This window comes from Azotobacter chroococcum, from assembly GCF_002220155.1.
In the GTDB taxonomy this organism is placed as follows: Bacteria; Pseudomonadota; Gammaproteobacteria; order Pseudomonadales; family Pseudomonadaceae; genus Azotobacter; species Azotobacter chroococcum.
Map to the genome: position 1 here is coordinate 3,376,345 of NZ_CP011835.1, position 22,440 is coordinate 3,398,784.

Below are 22,440 nucleotides of genomic sequence, written 5' to 3' on the forward strand. Positions count from 1 at the left end.
GCGCCGCGGTATGCGGGCTGGCCGGACTGATCGCGGCGCCGCTCTACCCCTTTTTCGACCTGGCGAACATCGTGATGGTGTTTCTGCTCGCGGTGGTGGCGGTCGCCGTCCGTTTCGGCCGCGGGCCGGCGGTGCTGGCCTCGTTCCTCGGCGTGGCCATCTTCGACTTCTTCTTCGTTCCGCCGCGCTTCACCTTCGCGGTCGGCGACATGCAGTACCTGATGACCTTCGTGGTGATGCTGGTGGTGGGGCTGGTGATCGGCCAGCTCACCGCCGGCTTCAAGTACCAGGCGCAGGTCGCCGGCTGGCGGGAGGCGCGGGTGAAGGCCCTCTACGAGATGTCGCGGGACCTTTCCGGGGCCCTGGTCCCGGAGCAGATCACCGAGATCGGCAGCCGCTTCCTCGCCACCGAAATGAACATGCGCGCAGCCTTCCTGCTGACCGACGCCGCAGACCGGCTGCAGGTGCCGGCACAGGTCGCGGCCGGCTTTCCGGAGATCGACCCGGGCATCGCCCAGTGGGCCTTCGACCACGGCGAGGCGGCCGGCCAGGGAACCAACACCCTGCCGGCCAGCCCGATTCTCTACCTGCCGCTCAAGGCGCCGATGCGCTTTCGCGGCGTCCTGGCCCTCGAGATGCGCGACCCGGCCCGGCTGCTGGGCCCCGAACAGCGCCGGCTCCTGGACACCTTCGCCTCCCTGATCGCGATCGCCCTGGAGCGGGTGCATTACGTCAGCGTGGCCCAGGAAACCATGCTGCAGATGGAATCGGAGCGCCTGCGCAACTCCCTGCTGTCGGCAATCTCCCACGACCTGCGCACCCCCCTGAGCGTGCTCATCGGCCTGGTCGACTCCATGTTCCTCACCCAGCCGGCCCTCGACGAAGCGCAGGCCGGCATCGCCCGCAAGCTGCGCGAGCAGGCCCTGCGCATCAACGCCCAGGTGAACAACCTGCTCGACATGGCGCGCCTGCAGGCCGGCCGCATCCATCTCAACCGGCAATGGCAGCCCCTGGAGGAAGTGGTCGGCAGCGCCATCCGGAGCCTCAGGCCGATGCTGGCCGAGCATCGGCTCAAGGTGGACCTGCCGGACGACCTGCCGCTGGTCGAGGTCGATTCGGTGCTGATGCAGCGGGTGTTCTGCAACCTCCTGGAGAACGCGGTGAAATACACGCCGCCCGGCAGCGGCATCTGGATCGGTGCCTTCACCTCGGGCAGCCAGATGGAAATCCACGTCGAGGACAACGGTCCGGGTTTGCCGAAAGGACGCGAAGAGGCGATATTCAGGAAGTTCGAGCGGGGCCAGCAGGAGGGCAGCACGCCGGGCGTCGGCCTGGGCCTGGCCATCTGCCGGGCCATCGTCGAGGCGCACCGGGGAAGCATCCTCGCCCGCCCGCGACCGGGGGGCGGGGCCTGCTTCGTCATCACCCTGCCCCTCGGCAATCCGCCGCCCGTCGCACTGGACGATGGGCAATCCCCTCCACCTGGAAACTGAAGCCCTCATGTCCACGCCAACGCCGCGAGTGATCATCGTCGAGGACGAAGCCAACCTGCGCCGCTTCGTGCGCCTGGCCCTGGAAGCCGAGGGCTGCGAGGTCCACGAGGCGGACTCGGTCAGGCGCGGGCTGATCGAGGCGGGGACCCGCAAGCCCGACCTGCTCATCCTCGACCTCGGCCTGCCGGACGGGGACGGCATCGAGCTGATCCGGGATCTGCGGACCTGGTCCGACATCCCGGTCATCGTGCTGTCGGCCCGCACCGCCGAGGCGGAAAAGGTCACCGCCCTGGATGCGGGGGCCGACGACTACCTGTCGAAGCCCTTCGGTTCCGCCGAGCTGCTGGCCCGGGTCCGGGCGCACCTCAGGCGGCACCGCAGCGGCGCCGAGGGAGCGGAGTCGGTCCGCTTCGGCCCGGTGCGGATCGACTTCGGGCGGCGCCTGGTGGAAAAGGACGGCCAGCCCGTCCATCTCACGCCGATCGAGTTCCGCCTGCTGGCCTACCTGGTCTCGAACCCGGACTGCGTGCTGACCCACCGGCAACTGCTCAAGGCGGTCTGGGGTCCCACCCACGCCGAGGACAGCCATTACGTCCGCGTCTACATGGGCCATCTGCGCAAGAAGATCGAAAACGATCCGGCCAGCCCCGACTTCATCCTGACCGAGCCCGGGGTGGGCTACCGCTTCCAGATGCAATAGCCCCCTCAGGCGGAAGAGGCGCGCCGCTCCGCCGGACGCCGCGCGCCGGCCACCAGCTTGTCCACCGCCCTGGCCGCAGCGGCCATGCCGAAGCTGGCGGTGACCATGGTCACCGCGCCGAAGCCGCCGGCGCAGTCGAGCTTCACCCCTTCGCCGACGAAGCCCTTGCTCTGGCACACCGTGCCGTCCGGCTTGGGGTAGCGCAGCTGCTCGCTGGAGAACACGCAGGGCACGCTGTAGGTCCGTCCCGGCGTGCGCGAGAAGCCGTAGTCGCGGCGCAGGGTCGAGCGTACCTTGGCGGCCAGCGGGTCGTTGAAGGTCTTGTTCAGGTCGCCGACCTGGATCTGCGTCGGGTCGATCTGCCCGCCGGCACCGCCGGTGGTGACGATGCCGATCTTGCGCCGCTTGCACCAGGCGATCAGCGCCGCCTTGGCCGCCACGCTGTCGATGCAGTCGATGACGAAGTCCAGGTCTTCGGTGATGTGTTCGGCCATGGTCTCGCGGGTGACGAAGTCGGCCACCGCATGCACCCGGCACGCGGGGCTGATGGCGCGCAGGCGCTCGGCCATCGCCTCGACCTTGGGCCGTCCGACGGCGCCTTCGAGGGCATGCACCTGGCGGTTGGTGTTGGTGATGCAGACGTCGTCCAGATCGAACAGGGAAATCTCGCCGACCCCGCTGCGCGCCAGCGCCTCCGCCGCCCAGGAGCCGACCCCGCCGATCCCGACCACCGCCACATGGGCCGCCGCCAGGCGGGCCAGACCGTCGCGGCCATACAGGCGGGCGATGCCGCCGAAACGCCGATCCTCTGTAATCATTTACATACCTCGCGAACGGGCGCGTATTATCGGCGCTGGCGAGGCGGGATTGAAGCCTTTGCCGGGCTCCCGCCGAGCATGTGGCGAACTTGTCCGGCCCGCCGCTGCCAAAGAGCCGCAGGCTGCGCCGGCCTTGGCGTGGCTGGACGGGCGGGAGCTATACAGGTCAGGGATGGCACAGTAGGATGCGCCGACGGCGTTCGCCGGCTTCCCCTGCTCCACCCCTTGGAACCTGAATCAGTCATGTCATCGCATAAATTCGGACTCAATCTGGTGGTGGTCGTGGCGGTCGCCGCGCTCTTCACCGGCTTCTGGGCGCTCTACAACCTGCCGGTCAGCGCACCGGACTGGCCCGAGCAGATTTCCGGCTACTCCTTCTCGCCGTTCCGCCCGGGGCAGAATCCCCAGGAGGACGTCTACCCGAGCGACGAGGAGATCCGCGCCGACCTGGAGCTGCTCAGCCGGCAGACCGACAGCATCCGCACCTATTCGGTGGACGGCGCCCTGGCCAATGTGCCGCGCCTGGCCGAGGAGTTCGGCCTGCGCGTGACCCTGGGCATCTGGATCAGCCAGGACATCGAGCGCAACGAACGGGAGGTCGCCAAGGCCATCGAACTGGCGAAGAGCTCGCGCAGCGTGGTGCGCGTGGTGGTCGGCAACGAGGCGCTGTTCCGCGGCGAGATCACCCCCGAGGCGCTGATCACCTACATCGACCAGGTGCGCGCCGCAGTCAAGGTGCCGGTGACCACCTCCGAGCAGTGGCACATCTGGCAGGAATATCCGGAGCTGGGCCGCCACGTCGACCTGATCGCCGCACACATCCTGCCCTACTGGGAATTCGTGCCGATGGAGGACTCCACCCAGTTCGTCCTCGACCGCGCCCGCGACCTGAAGAAGCTGTTCCCGAGAAAGCCGCTGCTGCTCTCGGAAGTCGGCTGGCCGAGCAACGGCCGCACCCGCGGCGGCGCCGAGGCCTCCCAGGCCGACCAGGCGATCTACCTGCGCACCCTGGTCAACACCCTCAACGCCCAGGGCTACAACTACTTCGTCATCGAGGCCTTCGACCAGCCCTGGAAGATCGACGACGAAGGCTCGGTGGGCGCCTACTGGGGCGTCTACAACTTCGAGCGCCAGCCCAAGTTCGCCTTCGAGGGGCCGGTGGTGGCGATTCCCCAGTGGCGCCTGCTGGCCATCGGCTCGGTGGTCCTCGCCGTGCTGGCCCTGGCCCTGCTGTTGATCGACGGCAGCTCGCTGCGCCAGCGCGGGCGCACCTTCCTGACCTTCGTCGCCTTCGCCTGCGGCTCGATCCTGGTGTGGATCGCCTACGACTACAGCCAGCAGTACAGCACCTGGTTCAGCCTCACCGTCGGCTTCCTCCTCGCCCTCGGCGCACTCGGCGTGTTCATCGTGCTGCTCACCGAGGCCCACGAGCTGGCCGAAACGGTGTGGATGCTCAAGCGCCGCCGGCCGTTTCCGCCGGTCACCGGCGACGAAGCCTACCGGCCCAAGGTGTCGATCCACGTGCCCTGCTACAACGAGCCGCCGGAGATGGTCAAGCAGACCCTCGACGCCCTCGCCCGTCTGGACTATCCGGACTACGAAGTGCTGGTGATCGACAACAACACCAAGGACCCGGCGGTCTGGCAGCCCCTCGAGGAGCACTGCGCGCGCCTCGGCCCGCGCTTCAAGTTCTTCCACGTCGCGCCGCTGGCCGGCTTCAAGGGCGGCGCGCTGAACTACGTGATGCAGCACACCGCGCCGGACGCCGAGGTGATTGCGGTGATCGACTCCGACTACTGCGTCGAGCGCGACTGGCTCAAGCACATGGTGCCGCACTTCGCCGATCCGAAAATCGCCGTGGTGCAGTCGCCGCAGGACTACCGCGACGACAAGGAGAGCGCCTTCAAGAAGCTCTGCTACGCCGAATACAAGGGCTTCTTCCACATCGGCATGATCACCCGCAACGACCGCGACGCGATCATCCAGCACGGCACCATGACCATGACCCGCCGCGCGGTGCTGGACGAGCTGGGCTGGGCCGACTGGTGCATCACCGAGGACGCCGAGCTGGGCCTGCGGGTGTTCGAGAAGGGCCTCTCCGCCGCCTACTCGGAACGCAGCTACGGCAAGGGTCTGATGCCCGACACCTTCATCGACTTCAAGAAGCAGCGTTTCCGCTGGGCCTACGGCGCCATCCAGATCATGAAGCGCCACACCCGCAGCCTGCTGTGGGGCAAGGACACCGAGCTGACCCGCGGCCAGCGCTACCACTTCCTCGCCGGCTGGCTGCCGTGGATCGCCGACGGGCTGAACATCTTCTTCACCCTCGGCGCCCTGCTCTGGTCGGCGGCGATGATCATTGTCCCGCACCGGGTCGATCCGCCGCTGATGATCTTCGCCATCCCGCCGCTGGCGCTGTTCGCCTTCAAGGTCGGCAAGATCCTGTTCCTCTATCGCCGCGCGGTGGGCCTCAACCTCAAGGATGCCTTCTACGCCGCGATCGCCGGCCTGGCGCTGTCGCACACCATCGCCAAGGCGGTGCTCTACGGCTTCTTCACCAGCAGCATCCCGTTCTTCCGCACGCCGAAGATGGCGACCAGCCATGGCTTCCTGGTGGCCCTGGCGGAAGCCCGCGAGGAGGTCGTGATCATGCTCGTGCTGTGGGGTGCGGCCGCCGGCATCGCCCTGGTGCAGGGCTTTCCGAGCAACGACGTGATCTTCTGGGTGGCGGTCCTGCTGATCCAGTCGCTGCCCTACCTGGCGGCGCTGATCATGGCCCTGCTGTCGTCGCTGCCGAAGGCCGAGGAGGCTCCGCTCGCCGAGACCGCCTGAGGCGTGCCGGCCACCCCCGCCGGGCTCCCGCCCGGCAGTCGGCAGTCGCCTATCCTTACCCCGTCCCCCGGCAAGGCCGCTGCAGTCGCGCAGCGGCTTTTGCTTTAAGATGGCGCCCTTTTTCCGCCCCGGAGCCGCAATGACCGCCCCAGCCCTCTCCCCCACCTTGGCGCTCGCCTGCGAGCTGATCAACCGCCCCTCGGTCACGCCGCTGGACGAAGGCTGCCAGGCGCTGATGATGGCCCGTCTGGGCGCCGCCGGCTTCGCCCTGGAGCCGATGCACATCGAGGAGGTGGAGAATTTCTGGGCGCGTCGCGACGGCGGCACGGGCGAGGGGCCGGTGCTGTGCTTCGCCGGCCACACCGACGTGGTGCCGACCGGCCCGCACGAGGCCTGGCAGAGCCCGCCCTTCGCGGCCACCATCGATGACGCCGGCATGCTCCGCGGGCGCGGCGCGGCGGACATGAAGGGCAGCCTGGCGGCCATGGTGGTTGCGGTCGAGCGCTTCGTCGCCGACCACCCGCGCCATCGCGGGGCGATCGCCTTCCTGATCACCAGCGACGAGGAAGGCCCGGCGCTGCACGGCACCCAGGCGGTGGTCGAGCGCCTGCGCGCGCGCGGCGAGCGCCTCGACTGGTGCATCGTCGGCGAGCCGTCGAGCAGCGCGGCGCTCGGCGACACGGTGAAGAACGGCCGGCGCGGCTCCCTCGGCGCGACCCTGACGGTGCGCGGCAAGCAGGGCCACGTGGCCTACCCGCAGCTGGCGAAGAACCCCATCCACCTGGCCGCGCCGGCGCTGGCCGAGCTGGCCGCCGAGCACTGGGACGACGGCAACGCCTTCTTCCCGCCGACCAGCTTCCAGATCTCCAACATCAAGGCCGGCACCGGCGCCACCAACGTGATCCCCGGCGAGCTGCAGGTACTGTTCAACTTCCGCTTCTCCACCGAATCCACGGTGGAAGGCCTCCAGCAGCGCGTCGCGGCGATCCTCGACCGCCACGGCCTGGACTGGCAGATCGACTGGGCGCTGTCCGGCCTGCCGTTCCTCACCGAGCCGGGCGCGCTGCTGGACGCCGTATCGGCCAGCATCCGCGCGGTGACCGGCCGGGAAACCACGCCCTCGACCAGCGGCGGCACCTCCGACGGGCGCTTCATCGCCACCCTCGGCACCCAGGTGGTCGAGCTCGGCCCGCTCAACGCCACCATCCACCAGGTCGACGAGCGCATCCTCGCCAGCGACCTGGAACTGCTCACCGAGATCTACTACCAGACCCTGGTGCGGCTGCTGGCATGCTGACCTGTCCCCTCTGCAACGGCGCCCTGAGCGCCGATGAGCGGGGCGTCGCCTGTCCCGCCGGGCACCGCTTCGACCGCGCCCGCCAAGGCTACCTGAACCTGTTGCCAGTGCAGCACAAGAAGAGCCGCGACCCCGGCGACAACCAGGCAATGGTCGAAGCGCGCCGGCGCTTCCTCGACGGCGGACACTATGCCCCGCTGGCCCGCCGCCTGACCGAACTGGCCGCCGAACGCGCGCCACGCCGCTGGCTGGACATCGGCTGCGGCGAGGGCTACTACACCGCGCAACTGGCCGAAGCCCTGCCCGAGGCCGACGGCTATGCCCTGGACATCTCCCGCGAGGCGGTCAAGCGGGCCTGCCGCCGGGCCCCGCAGCTGACCTGGCTGGTCGCCAGCATGGCCCGGGTGCCGCTGGCCGACGCCAGCTGCAACCTGCTGGCCAGCGTGTTCAGCCCGCTCGACTGGCAGGAGGCCCGCCGCCTGCTGGCCCCCGGCGGCGGCCTGCTGCGCATGGGGCCGACCCACGAGCACCTGCTGGAGCTGCGCGGCCTGCTCTACGACGAGGTGCGCGAGTACGACGACGCCAAGCACCTGTCGCTGATTCCGCCGGGCATGCATCTCGTGCACAGCGAAACGCTGAGCTACCGGCTGCGGCTGAACAACGCCGAGGACCGCGCCGACCTGCTGGCGATGACCCCGCACGGCTGGCGCGCCAACGCCGAGCGCCGCGCCGCGGTGATCGCCGCGCCCTTAGAGGTCACCATTGCCATACGCTACGATTGGATCGAACGAAACTAGCCGGAGAGTCCGCCAGCCATGCGCCAACCCGACATCGAGATCTACCTGAAGGACGGCGATCAGCAGGCAGTCACCGACTGGCTGAACGCGACGATCGGCCCCTGCACGCCCTGGCGACGCCAGGGCCAGACCTTCAAGTGCCAGGCCGCCAACGGCGCGCCCGTCACCTGGCTGCCGAACGCGGTGGGCAAGTGGCACAGCCTGTTCATCGAGAGCGAGCGGACGCCCTGGGAGGACGACCCGGCCTTCGCCCGCGCCGCCTTTGCCGCACTGGGCGTGGAGATCCGCTGTGCGCCAGGAGGCTGGCAGGAAGAGGATGGCATCGATGCCGCCGACCGCTGGATCAAGATCAATGGCGAGGGTGAGCAGGAGTTCATCTGGCGGACCCAGTGAGGGTCCCGGGAAGGCACCGGCGGCAGCCGGAAGCCGGAAGCGAACAGGCCCGTCGCTGACGGGCCTGTCGGGTACTACACTCTGGAGACGTCTTCCGCCTGCAGGCCCTTCTGGCCCTGGATCACCGAGAACTCCACCTTCTGTCCCTCGATCAGGGAGCGATGACCTTCGCCGCGGATGGCGCGGTAATGGACGAACACGTCCGGGCCGCTCTCGCGCTGAATGAATCCATAGCCTTTGGCATCATTGAACCACTTGACGGTTCCGACCTCACGATCAGCCATTACCACTCTCTCCAAACATGCAATTTTGTTGTTTGCCTTACCAGAGGCCACCAAGGCCCGCGGACGTGCTCCAAACCCTCAAACATGCTCGATCACTAGGGTGTTGAAGGCGCATCCCTGGAAGCACCGCTTCGGCAGTATAAAGCAACCGTCCGGGCTGGAAAGGACTTTTTGTCGCAGGCACGCAACCCCTCCAGATCAATAAATCAGTCGAAAATCCGAGTATTTTCGACTGATTTCAGGCTTTTCGCCCGCCCCACAAGCAATAACCCCATGTCTGATAGGCGATTTTCCCCTCAGACCCGGCGCCGGCGACGCCACAACCAGACTGCCAGCACCCCCAGGGTCAGCAGCAGCGGCACCAGGGCGATGTTGAGGAGCTTGAGGGTGCGCCCGAGGGCCTCGATGTCCGCGTTGAGCTGGTAGCGCACCTCGCGCAGCTCCTTGCGGATGCGCAGCTTCTCCTGCATGAACTGCTGCAGCGTGGCCTGCTGCTCGGCGCTCAGCTCCAGGGCCTTGCCCGGCTCCTCGCTCTGCTGCAGGGCGGCGAGCTGCTGCTCGGTCTGCGCCAGGCGCTGCTGCAACACCTCCTCCTTCTCGCGGAAGCGCGCCTCGGCCTCGCGCTGCAGCGCCTCGACCACCACGAACGGACGGCTGAAGCGGCCGCGCGAGCGCACCTCGATCAGCGCGTCGGAGCCGGCCAGGTTGTCCAGCGCGTTGATCGCCAGGCTGGCGTTGTCGGCGAACGGTTGCGGAATCCGCTGGCCGAAGAAGTCCTGCACCCGCACCCACATGCGGTCGCTGAGCAGGTCGCTGTCGGCGACCACGATCAGGTTGATATTGCCGGCCGTCTTGAGACCGTCCTTGCGTCCCTCAATGCCATCCGGATAGGCCGACTTGGCCGGCCCGCTGATCCGCGCGGCAAGGGTGTAGCGCTCGCCGGTCGGCTGCAGGTCGCCGAGCAGGGTCTGCGGATCGTCGACGGCGGCGACCCGCTCGGCATCCAGCGGCATGGCGTAGACGGAGCTCCGGATCAGCGGCACGAAGCGGGTCGAGGCACCCTCCACCGGGTCGAGGATGCCGGCGCTGGCGACGGTCAGGCTTTCCAGCCCGGCGGTACTGACATCCTGCTCGTCCAGCGCCGCAGGCGGCAGGCTCAGCCAGGCGGGATGACGCACCGCCCGCTGGCCCTGGCCAACGCTCACCGCCATGGCGTAGGCGGCATCGCCGAGCACCTCGCCGGGGCGCAGGCGCAGGCCCCAGGCCTTGAACAGCGGCTCCAGGTCGGAGGCCCGGCCAGCGCCCATCTCACCGCTCAGGCTCATGCCCGTGTCGGTCTCGCTGAGCGGATCGACGAAGGCCAGCAGCTTGCCGCCGCGCAGCACGAACTGGTCGATGGCATAGAGGGTCTGCTCCGGCAGCTGCTTCGGGTGCACCAGCAGCAGCACCGAAACCTCCTCGGGAATCTGGTCGATGCCGGCCTCCAGGCTTTCGATGTGGAACAGCTGGCGGATCTCCTCGAGCACCATCCAGGGCGGCGTCGGCTGCCCGGCCAGCATGTCGAAGCCACCGTTCAGCTGCAGCCCGGAGAGCACCCCGACCACCGGCAGCGCGGGATGCGCCAGGCTCTGCACCAGGCGGCTGATCTCGTACTCGAGGAATTCCTCCTGGTCCAGCGGGAAGAACGGGATCGCCTGGGTGTTGCCCGCCGGATTGCGGCCGGCCAGGCCGAAGTAGATCTGCTCGCCGCCCTGGTTCAGCGGCACCGCCTGCAGGCCGAACTCGGCGGCGCGGTCCTCGTCCTCGGAGAACGGCTCGGGATCGACGATGTGCAGGCGCAGCCTGCCGTTCGCGACGCGCTCGTAGGCCTTGAGCATTTCCTCGACGCGCCGGGCGTAGTTGCGCAGCGGCGCCAGCTCGCGGGTGGCCTGGTCGGAGTAGAAGAAATACAGGTCGAGCGGCTCATCCAGCTCGGCGAGGACCCGCTCGGTGCCGGCGGAAAGGGTGTAGAGCTTCTGCTCGGTGAGGTCCAGGCGGGCATTGCCGAGCAACTGGCCGGAGAGGATGTTGAAGGCGAGAAACGCCGCGGCGATGAGCAGCAGCCCGGCGCCGGAATACAGGATCTTCTTCATGTCAGTCGGCCTTCTTCAGATCGACCACCACGGCGGTGGCGGCCAGCCAGGCGGCGATCAGGGAGACGAAGTAGAGCAGGTCGCGCAGGTCGAGCACGCCCTTGCTGATCGCATCGAAGCGCACCAGGAAGCTCAGCGAGGCCACCGCGTCGAGCAGCCACTGCGGCGCCCAGCCAACGAAGGCATCGAGCACCAGCGGGAAGCCGCTGACGACGAATAGGAAGCTCAGGCTGACGGCGAGGATGAAGGCGATCACCTGGTTCTTCGCCAGCGCCGACATGCACGAGCCGATCGCCAGGTAGGCGCCGGCCAGCAGCCAGCTGCCGAGGTAGCCGGTGAGGATCGCGCCGTTGTCCGGCTCGCCCAGATAGTTGACGGTGAGCACCAGGGGAAAGGTCAGCAGCAGGGCCAGGCCGGCGAACGCCCAGGCGGCGAGGAACTTGCCGGCGACCGCCTCGAAGCGGCTGATCGGCAGGGTCATCAGCAACTCGATGGAGCCCGACTTGCGCTCCTCGGCCCAGAGGCGCATGGCGATGGCCGGCACCAGGAACAGGTAGAGCCAGGGATGGAAATTGAAGAAGGGCGCGAGACTCGCCTGGTTGCTCTCGAAGAAGCGGCCCAGGTAGAAGGTGAACACCCCGGAGAGGACCAGGAAGATCAGAATGAACACATAGGCCAGGGGCGTGGCGAAATAGCTGCCCAGCTCGCGCCTGAAGACCGCCGGTAGCTGTCTCATGCCGCCGCCCCCCGGGTCAGGGCGCGGAACACCTCATCGAGGCGGCCGCGCTCCACGTCCAGCTCGCGCACCTTCCAGCCGCGCTGGTGGATCAGCGCATTGATCTGGGGAAAGATCACCTCGCCCGGCCTGGCCAGCACGGTGAGGCTGCCCTCCCGGGGATTGGCCTCGACCCCGGCGACGCCCGGCAGCGCCGCCAGTGCGTCCAGCTCCAGGCCCTCGCCGACCAGGGTCACCGCCTGGTGGTAGCGCGAGCGGCTTTCCAGCTCCAGCGGCGTACCGTCGGCCACCAGCCGGCCGGCGGCGATGATCAGCGCGCGGCTGCACACCGCCGCCACCTCCTCGAGGATATGGGTGGAGATGATGACGATGCGGTCGCGGGCAAGCTCTGCGATCAACTGGCGCACCTGATGCTTCTGGTTGGGATCGAGGCCGTCGGTCGGCTCGTCGAGGATCAGCACCGGCGGCTCGTGGAGGATCGCCTGGGCCAGGCCGACCCGGCGCTTGAAGCCCTTGGAGAGGGTGTCGATGGTCTGGCCGAGGACCATCTCCAGCTCCAGCCGAGCCACCGCCGCCTCGACCCGGCGCCGCTTCTCCGCGCCGCGGAAGCCGCGCACCTCGGCGATGAAGCCGAGGAAGCCGGCCACGCGCATGTCGCCATAGCAGGGCGCGCCCTCCGGCAGATAACCGATCTGCCGCTGGGCCTGGAGGGTCTGGCGCTGAATGTCGAAGCCGAGGATGCGCGCGCTGCCGGAGGTCGGCGCGAGAAAGCCGGTGAGCATCTTCATGGTGGTGGACTTGCCGGCGCCGTTGGGGCCGAGAAAGCCCAGCACCTCCCCCGGCTGGACGCGGAAGGACAGGTTGTCCACCACGGTGTGCTGCGCGAAGCGCCTGGTCAGGTTTTCTATCTCGATCATGGCCTCTCATCCGTGTGGTGAGGCCCTCCCGCCAGCCGGCGGCCTTGGGCGGGAAGCGCCTCGTTCGATCCGTTGAAAAACCCGGCGTGCCGGGTCGGCCCGGAGGCCGATGGCCGCCTGAGGACGCGTTCAACGGCCGATGTAGTGAATGCCGGCGGACTATAAGGAGTCGGTCGACGGCCTGGCAAGAGACTGCCCGGCGCCGTGGACTGTCGCCACGCAGCCGCTCTGCCACAAGGCCGGGAAGCGTTTCGCGATGCGCCCGGATGTTCCACCCCGCCCGCCTCGGCTAAGCTGGCCGCCCCTTTTCCGCACGGAATGCCATCATGCGTCGCCTCGTCCCTTTGCTCGCCGGCCTCATGCTGAGCGCCAACGCCCTCGCCCTCTCCCTCGCCGACCTCACGCAACAGGACGCCAGTGGCGGACTCAAGGATACGCTCAGCCAGGGCGCCCAGCTGGCAGTGCAGCAACTGGGCCGGCCCGGCGGTTTCAGCAACGACCCCGAACGGCGCATCGAACTGCCGGGCAAGCTCGGCAAGATCGCCCAGACCATGAAGATGATGGGCATGGGCAGCCAGGTCGAGCAGCTCGAGACCCGCATGAACCAGGCCGCCGAGGCCGCCGTGCCACAGGCCCAGGCCCTGCTGCTGGACGCCGTGCGCAGGATGACCGTGACCGATGCCAAAGAGATCCTCGCCGGCCCGCAGGATGCGGCCACCCAGTACCTCGACCGCAGCAGCCGCGAGCAGATCCGCACTCGGTTCCTGCCCATCGTCAAGCAGGCGACCGACCAGGTCGGCCTGGCCCAGAAGTACAACGCCTTCGCCGCCCAGGCGGCAAGCTTTGGCGCGATCGACGCGAAAAGCGCCAACCTCGAGGGTTACGTCACCGACCAGGCGCTCGACGGACTGTTCGAGGTGATCGCCGCGGAAGAGGCGAAGATCCGCGAGAACCCGGCCAGGGCCGCCACCAGCCTGGCGAAGAAGGTGTTCGGCGCGCTGTGACGCGCGCACCTATCCCTTCAGCGACTGCAGGGGGTAGATGTCATAGCGGCTCGACTTGCCGTCCAGACTGTAGCCTGGCTTCGGCCCCTCGATGCAGGGCGCCTTGCGCGGGCGCTTGACCACCACCCGGTGGCTGGCCAGCGCCAGGGCGCCCGCGAGCAGGGCCGGCGCGTCCGGGTCGTCGCCGACCAGCGGGCGGAACAGGCGCATCTCCTTCTTCACCAGGGCGCTCTTGTCGCGGTGGGGGAACATCGGATCGAGATGGATCACCTGCGGCGGCTCGTCCTGCCACTGGCGCATCAGCGCGATGGCGTCGCCCTGCAGCAGGCGCATGCGCGCGACGATGGGAGCGATCTCCGGGTCCCGGGCGGCACGGGCCAGACCGTCCGCGAGCAGCGCGCCGATCAACGGCTGACGCTCGATCAGGGTCACCTCGCAGCCCAGGCAGGCGAGCACGAAGGCGTCGCGTCCCAGCCCGGCGGTGGCGTCGAGAACCTTCGGCCGCACACCCGGCTGCACGCCGACCGCCCTGGCGATCATCTGCCCGCTGCCGCCGCCGAACAGCCGCCGGTGCGCCGCCGCCCCCTCGACGAAGTCGACCCGCACCGGCCCCGGTGCCCCCGGCCCCAGCTCGGTCAGTTGTAGGCCCTGCTCGCCGAGCTGCAGGACGAAGTCCGCCGCGCCGTCCAAAGGCAGGCCCAGGCGCTCGGCCCACTGCGCCGCCTCTGCGGCGAAGGCGGGCTGCAGGGCTTCGACACGGATGCGCGGGGGAAGCGGCTCGTCGCTCATCGGCAATACTCGCAGGAGGCTGGGAAGGCGGCGCATTCTGCCAGAATGCAGCGCCTACAGCAGGTCGAGCTGGCTCCCGCCGAACGCCGCCAGCGCCGGCAGTCCCGGCAGACGCACCGTCAGCTGCGCATGGAAGCGCCGCGCCAGCTCGGGGGCCAGCCGGTTGTCCGGGGTGTGCAGGAAGACGCAGGGCTGCCGCCCCTCCTCGATCCAGGCGGCGACCTTGTCCAGCCAGGGCGCCATGAACGGGTCGTTGGCCTCCAGGCAGGGATGGCCGATAAAGCGTACCTGGGGAAAAGCCGTGAGGGCCGCCGGGCGCACCGGCAGGCGCGGCTTCTTCGCCTGGGCATGACGCACCGCCGGCGTGTCGTCGCGACAGCTGAACAGGGCACGGGCATCCAGGCACAGGCGCTCGACGCCGGCATCGCGCAGCAGGCGGTTCAGCGCCCGCTCCTCCGCGCCGCGCTGGAAGAAGGCCGGATGGCGGACCTCCACCGCCAAGGGGCGCTCGAACCGGGCGAGAAAATCCGTCAGCTCGCCGAGGCGCGCCGGGCCGAAGCTGGCCGGCAGTTGCAGCCAGAACGGCGCGACCCGCCCGCCCAGCGGCGCCAGCAGCTCGACGAAGGCCCGGCTGGCCGTTACCTGCAGACGCAGGTCGGCCGAGTGGCTGATCTCCCGCGGCAGCTTGGCGCAGAAGCGGAAATGCGCCGGCATGCGCTGCGCCCAGCGCTGCACGGTGGCCGCGGAGGGCCGGGCATAGAAGGTGGTGTTGCCCTCGACCGCGTTGAACACCCGGGCGTAGAGGGCCAGGTAGTCGGCCGCCGGCGCGCCGTCCGGGTAGAGGCCGCCGCGCCAGGCCGCCTCGCTCCAGGAGGGACAGCCGAGGCAATAGGGCAGCATCGGCGAAGCTACCGGGCGCCCTTGGGGGTGGCGACCTTGTCGCGCAGGTAGATCGGCTGCGCCTGCTCGGCCGGCACGCCCTCGCCACGCTGCCAGGCGAAGCCGGCCAGGGTCAGCAGGTCGCGGGCATCGGGCAGCAGGCTGGCCTCCACGGCGGCCGGCACGACCGGCATGCGCCCGGCATGGACCCAGCCGGTGCCGGCGCCGAACCAGTCGCCGGTCGCCAGGCGCGGCAGCTCGACCTGCTCCGGCGGCAGCACCGCCTCGGCGCCGGCCAGGCGCATCTCGCCGGCCTCCAGGCGGTAGCAGCCCCAGTAGACCTCGTCCATACGCGCGTCGATGGCTGTCGCCACCTGACCAACGCCTTGCTCGCGATGGGCGCGCTGGGCCAGCAGCGCCAGGTTGGAGACCGGCAGCACCGGCCGCTCGAGGGCGAAGGCCAGCCCCTGGACCACGCCGACGGCGATGCGCACCCCGGTGAAGGCGCCCGGGCCGCGGCCGAAGGCGATGGCGTCGACCGCCGAGAGGGCGATGCCCGCCTCGCCCAGCAGCTCCTGCACCATGGGCAGCACGCGCTGGGCGTGCACGCGTGGAATCACCTCGTAACGGCCGAGCACGCGCCCCTCGTGCAGGAGGGCGACGGAACAGGCTTCGGTGGCGGTATCCAGGGCCAGCAGAGTGGTCATCGGGTCATCCGGGCAGGAGAAAAAGGGCGAACATTATAAACGCCACCCGACCAGAAGCCGAAAAGCAGACGGCCCGCACAGGGCGGGCCGTCCGTTGCAGGCAGTGCGGATCAGGCCAGGGCTGCCTGCACGCGGGCGGTGATCTCGCCCACCGAGCCGACACCCTCGATGCGGCTGTAGCGAGGTGTGCCGCTGGTCGCGGCGAGCCTCTGGTAGAAGTCGACCAGCGGCTTGGTCTGCGAATGGTAGAGGGCCAGACGGTGACGCACGGTCTCCTCCTTGTCGTCCTCGCGCTGGATCAGGTCTTCGCCGGTCTCGTCGTCCTTGCCGGACACCTGCGGCGGGTTGTGCAGGACGTGATAGACGCGCCCCGAGGCCGGGTGCACGCGGCGGCCGGACATGCGCGAGACGATCTCCTCGTCGTCCACGGCGATTTCCAGCACATGGTCGATGGTCACGCCGGCGTCGCGCAGGGCTTCGGCCTGGGGAATGGTGCGCGGGAAGCCGTCGAAGAGAAAGCCGCGGGCGCAGTCGGGCTGGGCGATACGCTCGCGGATCAGATCGATGATGATGTCATCGGAAACCAGGCCGCCACTATCCATCACGCCCTTTACCTTGAGTCCCAGCGGGCTGCCGGCCTTGACCGCGGCACGCAGCATGTCACCGGTGGAAATCTGCGGAATACCGAACTTTTCGGTAATGAAGCGGGCCTGGGTGCCTTTACCGGCACCGGGCGCCCCCAGCAGAATCATGCGCATCGATGTAGCTCCTTGAGTGATTATTAAAATCTTCGAATTGTCTCTGATCGATCATCTAAACAACGAATTTGGCGCTTTCGGGCAGCCAAAAGGGTGCACAAGATACACAGCCGACCCTGGGTGCACAAGTCAGGCAAAACCGTAACGAACTTGCCGCAAACGACAGAAAACCTCGGCGAAAAGCATGACGGCAAAGGCATGCCAGAGCCCCATCCGCCAACCCCTCCGCACCTGCCGTTGGTCAGCCCGTATTGCGCAGACCGGCGGCGATGCCCGCCACGCTCACCAGCAGTGCCTGCTCCAGCGGGCTGCCGGCCTGCTCCTGATGCTGCCGATAGCGCGCCAGCAGCTCGACCTGCAGCAGGTGCAAGGGATCCAGGTAAGTATTGCGCACGCTGAAGGCGGCACGGACCTCCGGATTGTGGCCGAGCAGACGCTCCTGCCCCGTCAATTCGAGAACCGCATCACAGGCTTGCGACAAAAGGCCGCGCAACTGCTGCCCCAGGGGGCGCAGGTGCGGCTCCACCAGACGCTCGTCGTAAAGCCAGGCGATGGAGGCGTCGGACTTGGCCAGAACCATCTCCAGCATGTCGATGCGCGTGCCGAAGAACGGCCAGTGCTGGCGCATCCGCTCGAGCAGCTCGCCCTCGCCGCGCGCCAGGGCATTGCCCAGGGCCGTCTCCCAGCCCAGCCAGGCCGGCAGCATCAGGCGGGTCTGGGTCCAGGCGAAGATCCAGGGAATCGCCCGCAGACTCTCGATCCCGCCGGCCCGCCGCTTGGCCGGACGACTGCCCAGCGGCAGGCGGCCGAGCTCCTGCTCGGGAGTGGCCTGACGGAAATACTCGACGAACTGCGGATGCTCGCGCACCACGCCGCGATAGGCGGCCAGCCCCTCGGCGGCCAGGCGGTCCATCAGTGCGCGCCAGGCCGGCTCCGGCGCCGGTGGCGGCAGCAGGGTGGCCTCGAGAACGGCGGCCAGGTAAAGATTGAGGTTCTGCACGGCGGTGTCCGGCAGGCCGAACTTGAAGCGGATCATCTCGCCCTGCTCGGTGGTGCGGAAGCGTCCGGCCACCGAACCCGGCGGTTGCGACAGGATGGCCGCATGGGCCGGACCGCCACCGCGGCCGACGGTGCCGCCGCGGCCATGGAACAGCAGCAGCTCGACACCCTGCCGCCGGCAGACCTCCACCAGCCCCTCCTGGGCGCGGTACTGCGCCCAGGCGGCGGCCGTGGTGCCGGCGTCCTTGGCCGAGTCGGAATAGCCGATCATCACCTCCTGCGGGCCGTGCAGGCGAGCGCGGTAGCCCGGCAGTAGCAGCAGCCGCTCCACCGTCGGCGCGGCCTGCTCCAGGTCGCCCAGGGTCTCGAACAGCGGTACCACGCGCATCGGCCGCTGCAGCCCGCACTCCTTGAGCAGCAGCTGCACGGCCAGCACGTCGGAGGGCGCGCCGGCCATGGAAATGACGTAGGAGCCCAGCGAGGCCGCCGGCGCCAGCGCCACCTCGCGGCAGGTGGCGAGCACCTCGGCAGTATCCTCCGTGGCGGGAAAGTGCACCGGCAGCAGCGGCCGGCGACTGTCCAGTTCGCGCACCAGAAAGGCGGTGCGGGCCTCCTCGTCCCAGTCGGCGTAGCGGCCGAGCCCCAGGTATTCGGTGATTTCGCTGAGCGCCGCGGCATGCCGGGCGGCGTCCTGGCGGATGTCCAGGCGCACCAGGAACAGGCCGAAGGTGGCCGCCCGGCGCAGGCAGTCGAGCAGCGGACCGTCGGCGATCAGCCCCATGCCGCAGGCATGCAGCGAGCGGTAGCAGAGCTCCAGCGGCTGCAGGAGTTCGCGGTTGTTCTGCAGCACCGCCGGCGGACGCACCGTCTCGTCGTGCAGGGCTGCCGCAGCCCAGTCGCGGGTGACCAGCAGGCGCTCGCGCAGCTGCTTGAGCAGAGCCCGGTAGGGCTCGTCGACCTCGCCGACCCGGGCACGCAGCTCGCTGCTCGCCTCCTGCATGGACAGCTCGGCGGCCAGCTGGTCGATGTCGCGCAGATAGAGATCGGCGGCCGCCCAGCGCGCCAGCAGCAGCACCTCGCGGGTAATCGCGGCGGTGACGTTGGGATTGCCGTCGCGATCGCCGCCCATCCACGAGGAGAAGCGGATCGGCGCCGCTTCCAGCGGTAGGTGCAGCCCGGTGGCCTGGTGCAGCGCCCGGTCGACCCCGCGCAGGAAGGCCGGCACGGCCTGCCAAAGGGAGTGCTCGATCACCGAGAAGCCCCATTTGGCCTCGTCCACCGGGGTCGGCCGGCTGCGGCGGATCTCGTCGGTATGCCAGGCCTCGGCGATCAGCCGGCGCAGGCGCTCGCGCACCGCCTCGCGCTCGGCCGGCAGCAGGTCGCTGTGGTCCAATACGGCAAGCTCGGCGGCGATCGCCTCGTACTTGCGGATCAGGGTACGGCGCGTCACCTCGGTGGGATGGGCGGTGAGCACCAGGTCGATCTCCAGCCGCCCGAGCTGGCGGGCCAGCGCGTCGGCGGCATGCCCGCCGGCGAGCAGCCGGCCGAGCAGCTCGGGCAGGGCGCGCAGCGCGAAGGGCGGCGGCTCCTCGACAGCGCGGCGGCGGATCTCGTGATACTGCTCGGCGATGTTGGCCAGGTTGAGGAACTGGTTGAAGGCCCGTGCCACCGGCAGCAGCTCGTCCTCCTGCAGCTCGCCCAGGGTGCGGGTCAGTTGCTCGGCGCCCTCCTCCGAGCCGAGGCGGCCGGTCTTGGCCCCCAGGCGGATGCGCTCGACCTTGTCGAAGAAGTCCTCGCCGCACTGGGCGTGGATGTATTCGCCGAGCAGCTCGCCAAGCAGGCGGACCTCCTCGCGCAGACGGGCGTCAATCTCCTCCATCGCAACCTCCAGCAGCACTAGGGGAACAGGCAGCCGACCGGACCTCCGGCGGCCTCTCCGTCGTGCCGGATCGCTTGCCGTAGAGTGCCCAGCATGCCGATTTCTGACAAGAGGCAGCGCTACTGGGCTAGTCTGAAGTCATACCCAAGCACGATCCGTCACTGCCCGACAGGTCGTCCGGCAGCCCGTGCAGCAAGATGAGGTGCCTCATGAAGATCCGCGAACTGCTCCAACACTGGGAGCGCGGCGCCAGAGGACGTCTGACGCCCAGCAACTATCAGATCCGGCTCGATCTGGAGTCCGCCGCGCGCCTTGCCGCGCTGACCGAGATGTACCCCAGACGCAGCGTCGAGGAACTGCTCGGCGAGCTGATCGGCGCCGCTCTCGAGGAGCTGGAGACCAGCATGCCCTACGTGAAGGGCAGCCAGGTCGTCTCCACCGACGAGCAGGGCGACCCCCTCTACGAGGATATCGGCCCGACGCCGCGCTTTCTCGCCCTGTCGCGCCGCTACCTGCAGGAGATGGCCGTCCAGACCGACAGCGCCAGCCACTGAGGATCAGGCGTCCAGCAGGCGCCGATAGAGCGCGGCCATGTCCGCCGAAAAGGCCACCAGCAGCGCCTGGCGCAGGGAACTGTCGTCCGGTCGCGGGCGGCGCAGCTCGGCCAGGGCGATGGCCGCCGCCTGCTCCGGCGGGTAGCCGTAAATGCCACAGCTGATCGCCGGAAAGGCGATGGTCTCCAGCCCGTGCCGCTCGGCCAGCGCCAGGCTGTTGCGGTAGCAGGCGGCGAGCAGCTCCGCCTCTCCCCGGCCGCCGCCCTGCCAGACCGGGCCGACCGTGTGGATCACGTAGCGTGCCGGCAGGCGGAAGCCCGGGGTCAGGCGTGCCTCGCCGGTCGGACAACCGCCCAGCTGGCGGCAAGCGGCGAGCAGCTCGGGGCCGGCGGCGCGATGGATGGCGCCGTCCACTCCGCCGCCACCAAGCAGGCTGGAATTGGCGGCATTGACCAGCGCATCCACCGCCAGGCGGGTCAGGTCGCCCTCCCAGAGCTCGACCTTCATCGCTCGGCCTGCGGGGCTTCCTGGCCGAAGCAGCGCACCGCCTGCCGGCGCTGGTCCACCAGCACGCCGGTGAGGCCCTTCTGTTCGGTGTCGAACAGCACCAGCACGCCATCGATGCACTGCGCCACCTGGCTGGCCGGCTTCAGGGAAAGCCGGTAATCCTCGCCGGGAATGGTCTTGAGCATGGTGAACTCCGCCAGCAGCAGGGCGTCCTCCGGCTTGGCCACATGCAGATAGCCGTAATAGCCGAGCGCCGCCACCGTGGCGGCGACGCTGCCGACGGCAGTGAGGATCAGGTGAACGGGATTGGTCGCAGTCATCGGGAAATCTCGTCAGGGGAAGATTCGGCCAGCCCGCCCGCCGCCTGCGGATCGGCGAGAAAGCGCAGCATCAGCGCCCGCCACGCCGGCTCGGCGAAGGTCTGCACATGACCGCCGCGGGTCGGCTGGAAAAACCGGGGCGGAGCGGCGGCCCGGTACAGGCGCAGACCGTTGGCAAGAGGCACCAGCGCATCGTCGCGGCTATGGTAGATCAGCACGGGCAGGCCCTGCAGCTGCGGCATCGCCTCGACCGCACTGTCGCCGTCCGGCACCAGCCAGGACAGCGGCACCTGCAGCGGCCAGGTCAGCCAGGCGCTGCCCAGCATGTGCCGCGCCACCTCCCGATAGCTGGCCGGCACGCCGTCGAGCACCAGCGCCGAAACCTGGCCCCGGCGCTCTCGCTGCTGCGCGAGGAAATGCACCGCCAGGGCGCCACCAAGACTCTGGCCGAGCACGGCGAGCGGTTTGCCGCGCACCGCCGGCTCCGCTTCCAGCCAGGCGAAGGCCGCCTCCAGATCGCCATACACCTCCGGCAGCGCGGGCGAGCCCTCGGAGAGCCCGTAGCCGCGGTAATCCAGCAGCAGCACCTGCCAGCCCTGCTCCGGCAGCCACCAGCTGCCACCCAGATGCCAGGCCAGGTTGCCACCGTTGCCGTGCAGGTGCAGCACGGTGCCGCGCACCTCCTGCCCGGCCTTGGCCGGCAGCCACCAGGCGTGCAGGCGCGTGCCGTCGGCGGCGCGCAGCTCGACGTCGCGATAATCCAGCCCGGCGGCCCGCGGCGTGAGGGGCTGGCCGGGCTCGGGATAGAACAGCAGGGAGCTGCAGCCGCTGCCGGCCAGGGCCAGAGCGAGCAGGGCCAGGCGCAGCGCGCGCCTCGGCTGCGGCATCAGTCGCCTCCGCCGCGCACGTCCTCGCGGGCCTTGACCGTCGCCTCGTAGACCCGCTCGGCCAGCCGCGAGAACGGCAGGCTCTGCAGCCACACGGTGCCGGTGCCCTTGAGGGTCGCCAGGAGAATGCCCTCGCCGCCGAACAGCATGCTCCTCAGCCCGCCAGCCAGCTGGATGTCGTAGTCGATGCCCTCGCTGAAGCCCACCAGGCAGCCGGTATCCAGGCGCAGGGTCTCGTCGTGCAGTTCCTTGCGGATCACCGCGCCGCCGGCATGCAGGAAGGCCAGGCCGTTGCCGGACAGCCTCTGCAGGATGAAGCCCTCGCCGCCAAAGAAGCCGGCGCCGATGCGTTTGCTGAAGGTGATGCCGATCTCGGTGCCGCGGGCCGCGCAGAGGAAGCTGTCCTTCTGGCAGATCAGGGTGCCGCCGATCTGGGCGAGGTCCACCGGCACCACGGTCCCCGGATAGGGCGCGGCGAAGGCGACCCGCGCCTGCCGCTTGCCCTGGTTGGAGAAGTGCGTCATGAACAGCGACTCGCCGGTCAGCATGCGCTTGCCCATGCCCCACAGCTTGCCCAGCATGCCGTCCTCGGAGCCGTCGCCCATGCGGGTCTCGAAGCGCACGCCCTCGGTCATGTAGTTCATCGCGCCGGCCTCGGCGACCACCGTCTCGCCGGGATCGAGGATGATCTCCACCGACTGGGCGTGGGAACCGAGGATTTCGTAGTCGAGCTGATGGCTGGCCATGGAAACTGTCCT

General features: G+C 69.2%; 22 protein-coding genes. 8 read left to right on the forward strand and 14 right to left on the reverse strand.

The features are described from left to right. Positions 1-29: 29 nt before the first annotated feature. Positions 30-1,493, forward strand: a complete 1,464-nt coding sequence (locus ACG10_RS24515; RefSeq protein WP_232487278.1) for a DUF4118 domain-containing protein — start codon at positions 30-32, stop codon at positions 1,491-1,493. Positions 1,494-1,500: 7 nt separating this feature from the next. After that, positions 1,501-2,193, forward strand: coding sequence for a two-component system response regulator KdpE (gene kdpE, locus ACG10_RS15670; protein ID WP_089168914.1), 693 nt, complete (start codon positions 1,501-1,503; stop codon positions 2,191-2,193). Positions 2,194-2,198: 5 nt separating this feature from the next. On the opposite strand, the gene tcdA is transcribed toward kdpE, so the two are convergent. Further along, on the reverse strand, positions 2,199-3,011 hold the full coding sequence (gene tcdA, locus ACG10_RS15675) for a tRNA cyclic N6-threonylcarbamoyladenosine(37) synthase TcdA (protein ID WP_039802597.1): 813 nt from the start codon (positions 3,009-3,011) through the stop codon (positions 2,199-2,201). Positions 3,012-3,254: 243 nt separating this feature from the next. On the opposite strand from tcdA, the gene ACG10_RS15680 reads away from it, so the two are divergent. From ACG10_RS15680 to ACG10_RS15695, 4 genes are all read left to right on the forward strand, one after another. Then, the gene (locus ACG10_RS15680) at positions 3,255-5,843 is read left to right on the forward strand and encodes a glycosyltransferase (protein ID WP_089168915.1); all 2,589 of its coding nucleotides are present in this window, start codon (positions 3,255-3,257) and stop codon (positions 5,841-5,843) included. A gap of 139 nt (positions 5,844-5,982) precedes the next feature. After that, the gene (gene dapE / locus ACG10_RS15685) at positions 5,983-7,140 is read left to right on the forward strand and encodes a succinyl-diaminopimelate desuccinylase (RefSeq protein WP_089168916.1); all 1,158 of its coding nucleotides are present in this window, start codon (positions 5,983-5,985) and stop codon (positions 7,138-7,140) included. Then, positions 7,134-7,937, forward strand: a complete 804-nt coding sequence (locus ACG10_RS15690; RefSeq protein WP_089168917.1) for a putative RNA methyltransferase — start codon at positions 7,134-7,136, stop codon at positions 7,935-7,937. The genes dapE and ACG10_RS15690 overlap by 7 nt, the downstream gene beginning before the upstream one ends. A gap of 18 nt (positions 7,938-7,955) precedes the next feature. Then, on the forward strand, positions 7,956-8,330 hold the full coding sequence (locus tag ACG10_RS15695; RefSeq protein ID WP_039802589.1) for a hypothetical protein: 375 nt from the start codon (positions 7,956-7,958) through the stop codon (positions 8,328-8,330). A gap of 74 nt (positions 8,331-8,404) precedes the next feature. Here ACG10_RS15695 and ACG10_RS15700 read toward each other — a convergent pair whose 3' ends face one another. From ACG10_RS15700 to ACG10_RS15720, 4 genes are all read right to left on the reverse strand, one after another. Further along, on the reverse strand, positions 8,405-8,614 hold the full coding sequence (locus tag ACG10_RS15700) for a cold-shock protein (protein WP_039802587.1): 210 nt from the start codon (positions 8,612-8,614) through the stop codon (positions 8,405-8,407). A 296-nt stretch (positions 8,615-8,910) separates the two neighbouring features. Further along, entirely contained in the window at positions 8,911-10,746 is a 1,836-nt protein-coding gene (locus tag ACG10_RS15710; RefSeq protein ID WP_089168918.1) for a GldG family protein, read from the reverse strand. Position 10,747: 1 nt separating this feature from the next. Then, complete coding sequence (locus ACG10_RS15715) at positions 10,748-11,482, reverse strand: ABC transporter permease subunit (protein ID WP_089168919.1); 735 nt, start codon at positions 11,480-11,482, stop codon at positions 10,748-10,750. Beyond that, positions 11,479-12,399: an ABC transporter ATP-binding protein gene (locus ACG10_RS15720; RefSeq protein WP_089168920.1), complete on the reverse strand. Its 921-nt coding sequence runs from the start codon at positions 12,397-12,399 to the stop codon at positions 11,479-11,481. Before ACG10_RS15720 ends, ACG10_RS15715 begins: the two co-directional genes overlap by 4 nt. 326 nt (positions 12,400-12,725) lie before the next feature. Here ACG10_RS15720 and ACG10_RS15725 point away from each other — a divergent pair, with 326 nt between their 5' ends. Continuing rightward, a complete protein-coding gene (locus ACG10_RS15725) occupies positions 12,726-13,403 on the forward strand; it encodes a DUF4197 domain-containing protein (RefSeq protein ID WP_089168921.1) in 678 nt (225 codons plus the stop codon). 9 nt (positions 13,404-13,412) lie between these two features. On the opposite strand, the gene ACG10_RS15730 is transcribed toward ACG10_RS15725, so the two are convergent. The 5 genes from ACG10_RS15730 to ppc all read right to left on the reverse strand — a co-directional run bounded on the left by ACG10_RS15730 (position 13,413) and on the right by ppc (position 19,414). Further along, on the reverse strand, positions 13,413-14,192 hold the full coding sequence (locus ACG10_RS15730) for a class I SAM-dependent methyltransferase (protein WP_089168922.1): 780 nt from the start codon (positions 14,190-14,192) through the stop codon (positions 13,413-13,415). Positions 14,193-14,246: 54 nt separating this feature from the next. Then, complete coding sequence (locus ACG10_RS15735; RefSeq protein WP_089168923.1) at positions 14,247-15,092, reverse strand: DUF72 domain-containing protein; 846 nt, start codon at positions 15,090-15,092, stop codon at positions 14,247-14,249. 8 nt (positions 15,093-15,100) lie between these two features. Then, complete coding sequence (tsaB, locus tag ACG10_RS15740; RefSeq protein WP_089168924.1) at positions 15,101-15,778, reverse strand: tRNA (adenosine(37)-N6)-threonylcarbamoyltransferase complex dimerization subunit type 1 TsaB; 678 nt, start codon at positions 15,776-15,778, stop codon at positions 15,101-15,103. 110 nt (positions 15,779-15,888) lie between these two features. Then, positions 15,889-16,536: an adenylate kinase gene (gene adk, locus ACG10_RS15745; RefSeq protein WP_089168925.1), complete on the reverse strand. Its 648-nt coding sequence runs from the start codon at positions 16,534-16,536 to the stop codon at positions 15,889-15,891. A 241-nt stretch (positions 16,537-16,777) separates the two neighbouring features. Then, on the reverse strand, positions 16,778-19,414 hold the full coding sequence (gene ppc / locus ACG10_RS15750) for a phosphoenolpyruvate carboxylase (RefSeq protein WP_039802570.1): 2,637 nt from the start codon (positions 19,412-19,414) through the stop codon (positions 16,778-16,780). A gap of 209 nt (positions 19,415-19,623) precedes the next feature. On the opposite strand from ppc, the gene ACG10_RS15755 reads away from it, so the two are divergent. Then, complete coding sequence (locus ACG10_RS15755) at positions 19,624-19,968, forward strand: hypothetical protein (protein ID WP_039802568.1); 345 nt, start codon at positions 19,624-19,626, stop codon at positions 19,966-19,968. A gap of 3 nt (positions 19,969-19,971) precedes the next feature. Here the strand turns inward: ACG10_RS15755 and ACG10_RS15760 are convergent, their stop codons facing one another. Genes ACG10_RS15760 through ACG10_RS15775 form a run of 4 tightly spaced genes read right to left on the reverse strand, consistent with a single transcriptional unit; the run spans position 19,972 to position 22,428 of the window. Beyond that, entirely contained in the window at positions 19,972-20,475 is a 504-nt protein-coding gene (locus tag ACG10_RS15760; RefSeq protein ID WP_089168926.1) for an O-acetyl-ADP-ribose deacetylase, read from the reverse strand. Next, positions 20,472-20,795, reverse strand: coding sequence for a hypothetical protein (locus ACG10_RS15765; protein ID WP_089168927.1), 324 nt, complete (start codon positions 20,793-20,795; stop codon positions 20,472-20,474). Before ACG10_RS15765 ends, ACG10_RS15760 begins: the two co-directional genes overlap by 4 nt. Then, complete coding sequence (locus ACG10_RS15770; protein WP_089168928.1) at positions 20,792-21,682, reverse strand: alpha/beta hydrolase; 891 nt, start codon at positions 21,680-21,682, stop codon at positions 20,792-20,794. Before ACG10_RS15770 ends, ACG10_RS15765 begins: the two co-directional genes overlap by 4 nt. After that, positions 21,682-22,428 carry a TIGR00266 family protein gene (locus tag ACG10_RS15775; protein WP_089168929.1) on the reverse strand — a complete coding sequence of 249 codons (747 nt, stop codon included), beginning with the start codon at positions 22,426-22,428 and terminating at the stop codon, positions 21,682-21,684. Before ACG10_RS15775 ends, ACG10_RS15770 begins: the two co-directional genes overlap by 1 nt. Positions 22,429-22,440: the final 12 nt, after the last annotated feature.

Bases quoted from the DNA above. Each gene is read 5' to 3' on its own strand.
- kdpE (WP_089168914.1), top strand. From the start codon at position 1,501: ATGTCCACGCCAACGCCGCGAGTGATCATCGTCGAGGACGAAGCCAAC.
- tcdA (WP_039802597.1), bottom strand. From the start codon at position 3,011: ATGATTACAGAGGATCGGCGTTTCGGCGGCATCGCCCGCCTGTATGGC.
- ACG10_RS15680 (WP_089168915.1), top strand. From the start codon at position 3,255: ATGTCATCGCATAAATTCGGACTCAATCTGGTGGTGGTCGTGGCGGTC.
- dapE (WP_089168916.1), top strand. From the start codon at position 5,983: ATGACCGCCCCAGCCCTCTCCCCCACCTTGGCGCTCGCCTGCGAGCTG.
- ACG10_RS15690 (WP_089168917.1), top strand. From the start codon at position 7,134: ATGCTGACCTGTCCCCTCTGCAACGGCGCCCTGAGCGCCGATGAGCGG.
- ACG10_RS15695 (WP_039802589.1), top strand. From the start codon at position 7,956: ATGCGCCAACCCGACATCGAGATCTACCTGAAGGACGGCGATCAGCAG.
- ACG10_RS15700 (WP_039802587.1), bottom strand. From the start codon at position 8,614: ATGGCTGATCGTGAGGTCGGAACCGTCAAGTGGTTCAATGATGCCAAA.
- ACG10_RS15710 (WP_089168918.1), bottom strand. From the start codon at position 10,746: ATGAAGAAGATCCTGTATTCCGGCGCCGGGCTGCTGCTCATCGCCGCG.
- ACG10_RS15715 (WP_089168919.1), bottom strand. From the start codon at position 11,482: ATGAGACAGCTACCGGCGGTCTTCAGGCGCGAGCTGGGCAGCTATTTC.
- ACG10_RS15720 (WP_089168920.1), bottom strand. From the start codon at position 12,399: ATGATCGAGATAGAAAACCTGACCAGGCGCTTCGCGCAGCACACCGTG.
- ACG10_RS15725 (WP_089168921.1), top strand. From the start codon at position 12,726: ATGCGTCGCCTCGTCCCTTTGCTCGCCGGCCTCATGCTGAGCGCCAAC.
- ACG10_RS15730 (WP_089168922.1), bottom strand. From the start codon at position 14,192: ATGAGCGACGAGCCGCTTCCCCCGCGCATCCGTGTCGAAGCCCTGCAG.
- ACG10_RS15735 (WP_089168923.1), bottom strand. From the start codon at position 15,092: ATGCTGCCCTATTGCCTCGGCTGTCCCTCCTGGAGCGAGGCGGCCTGG.
- tsaB (WP_089168924.1), bottom strand. From the start codon at position 15,778: ATGACCACTCTGCTGGCCCTGGATACCGCCACCGAAGCCTGTTCCGTC.
- adk (WP_089168925.1), bottom strand. From the start codon at position 16,536: ATGCGCATGATTCTGCTGGGGGCGCCCGGTGCCGGTAAAGGCACCCAG.
- ppc (WP_039802570.1), bottom strand. From the start codon at position 19,414: ATGGAGGAGATTGACGCCCGTCTGCGCGAGGAGGTCCGCCTGCTTGGC.
- ACG10_RS15755 (WP_039802568.1), top strand. From the start codon at position 19,624: ATGAAGATCCGCGAACTGCTCCAACACTGGGAGCGCGGCGCCAGAGGA.
- ACG10_RS15760 (WP_089168926.1), bottom strand. From the start codon at position 20,475: ATGAAGGTCGAGCTCTGGGAGGGCGACCTGACCCGCCTGGCGGTGGAT.
- ACG10_RS15765 (WP_089168927.1), bottom strand. From the start codon at position 20,795: ATGACTGCGACCAATCCCGTTCACCTGATCCTCACTGCCGTCGGCAGC.
- ACG10_RS15770 (WP_089168928.1), bottom strand. From the start codon at position 21,682: ATGCCGCAGCCGAGGCGCGCGCTGCGCCTGGCCCTGCTCGCTCTGGCC.
- ACG10_RS15775 (WP_089168929.1), bottom strand. From the start codon at position 22,428: ATGGCCAGCCATCAGCTCGACTACGAAATCCTCGGTTCCCACGCCCAG.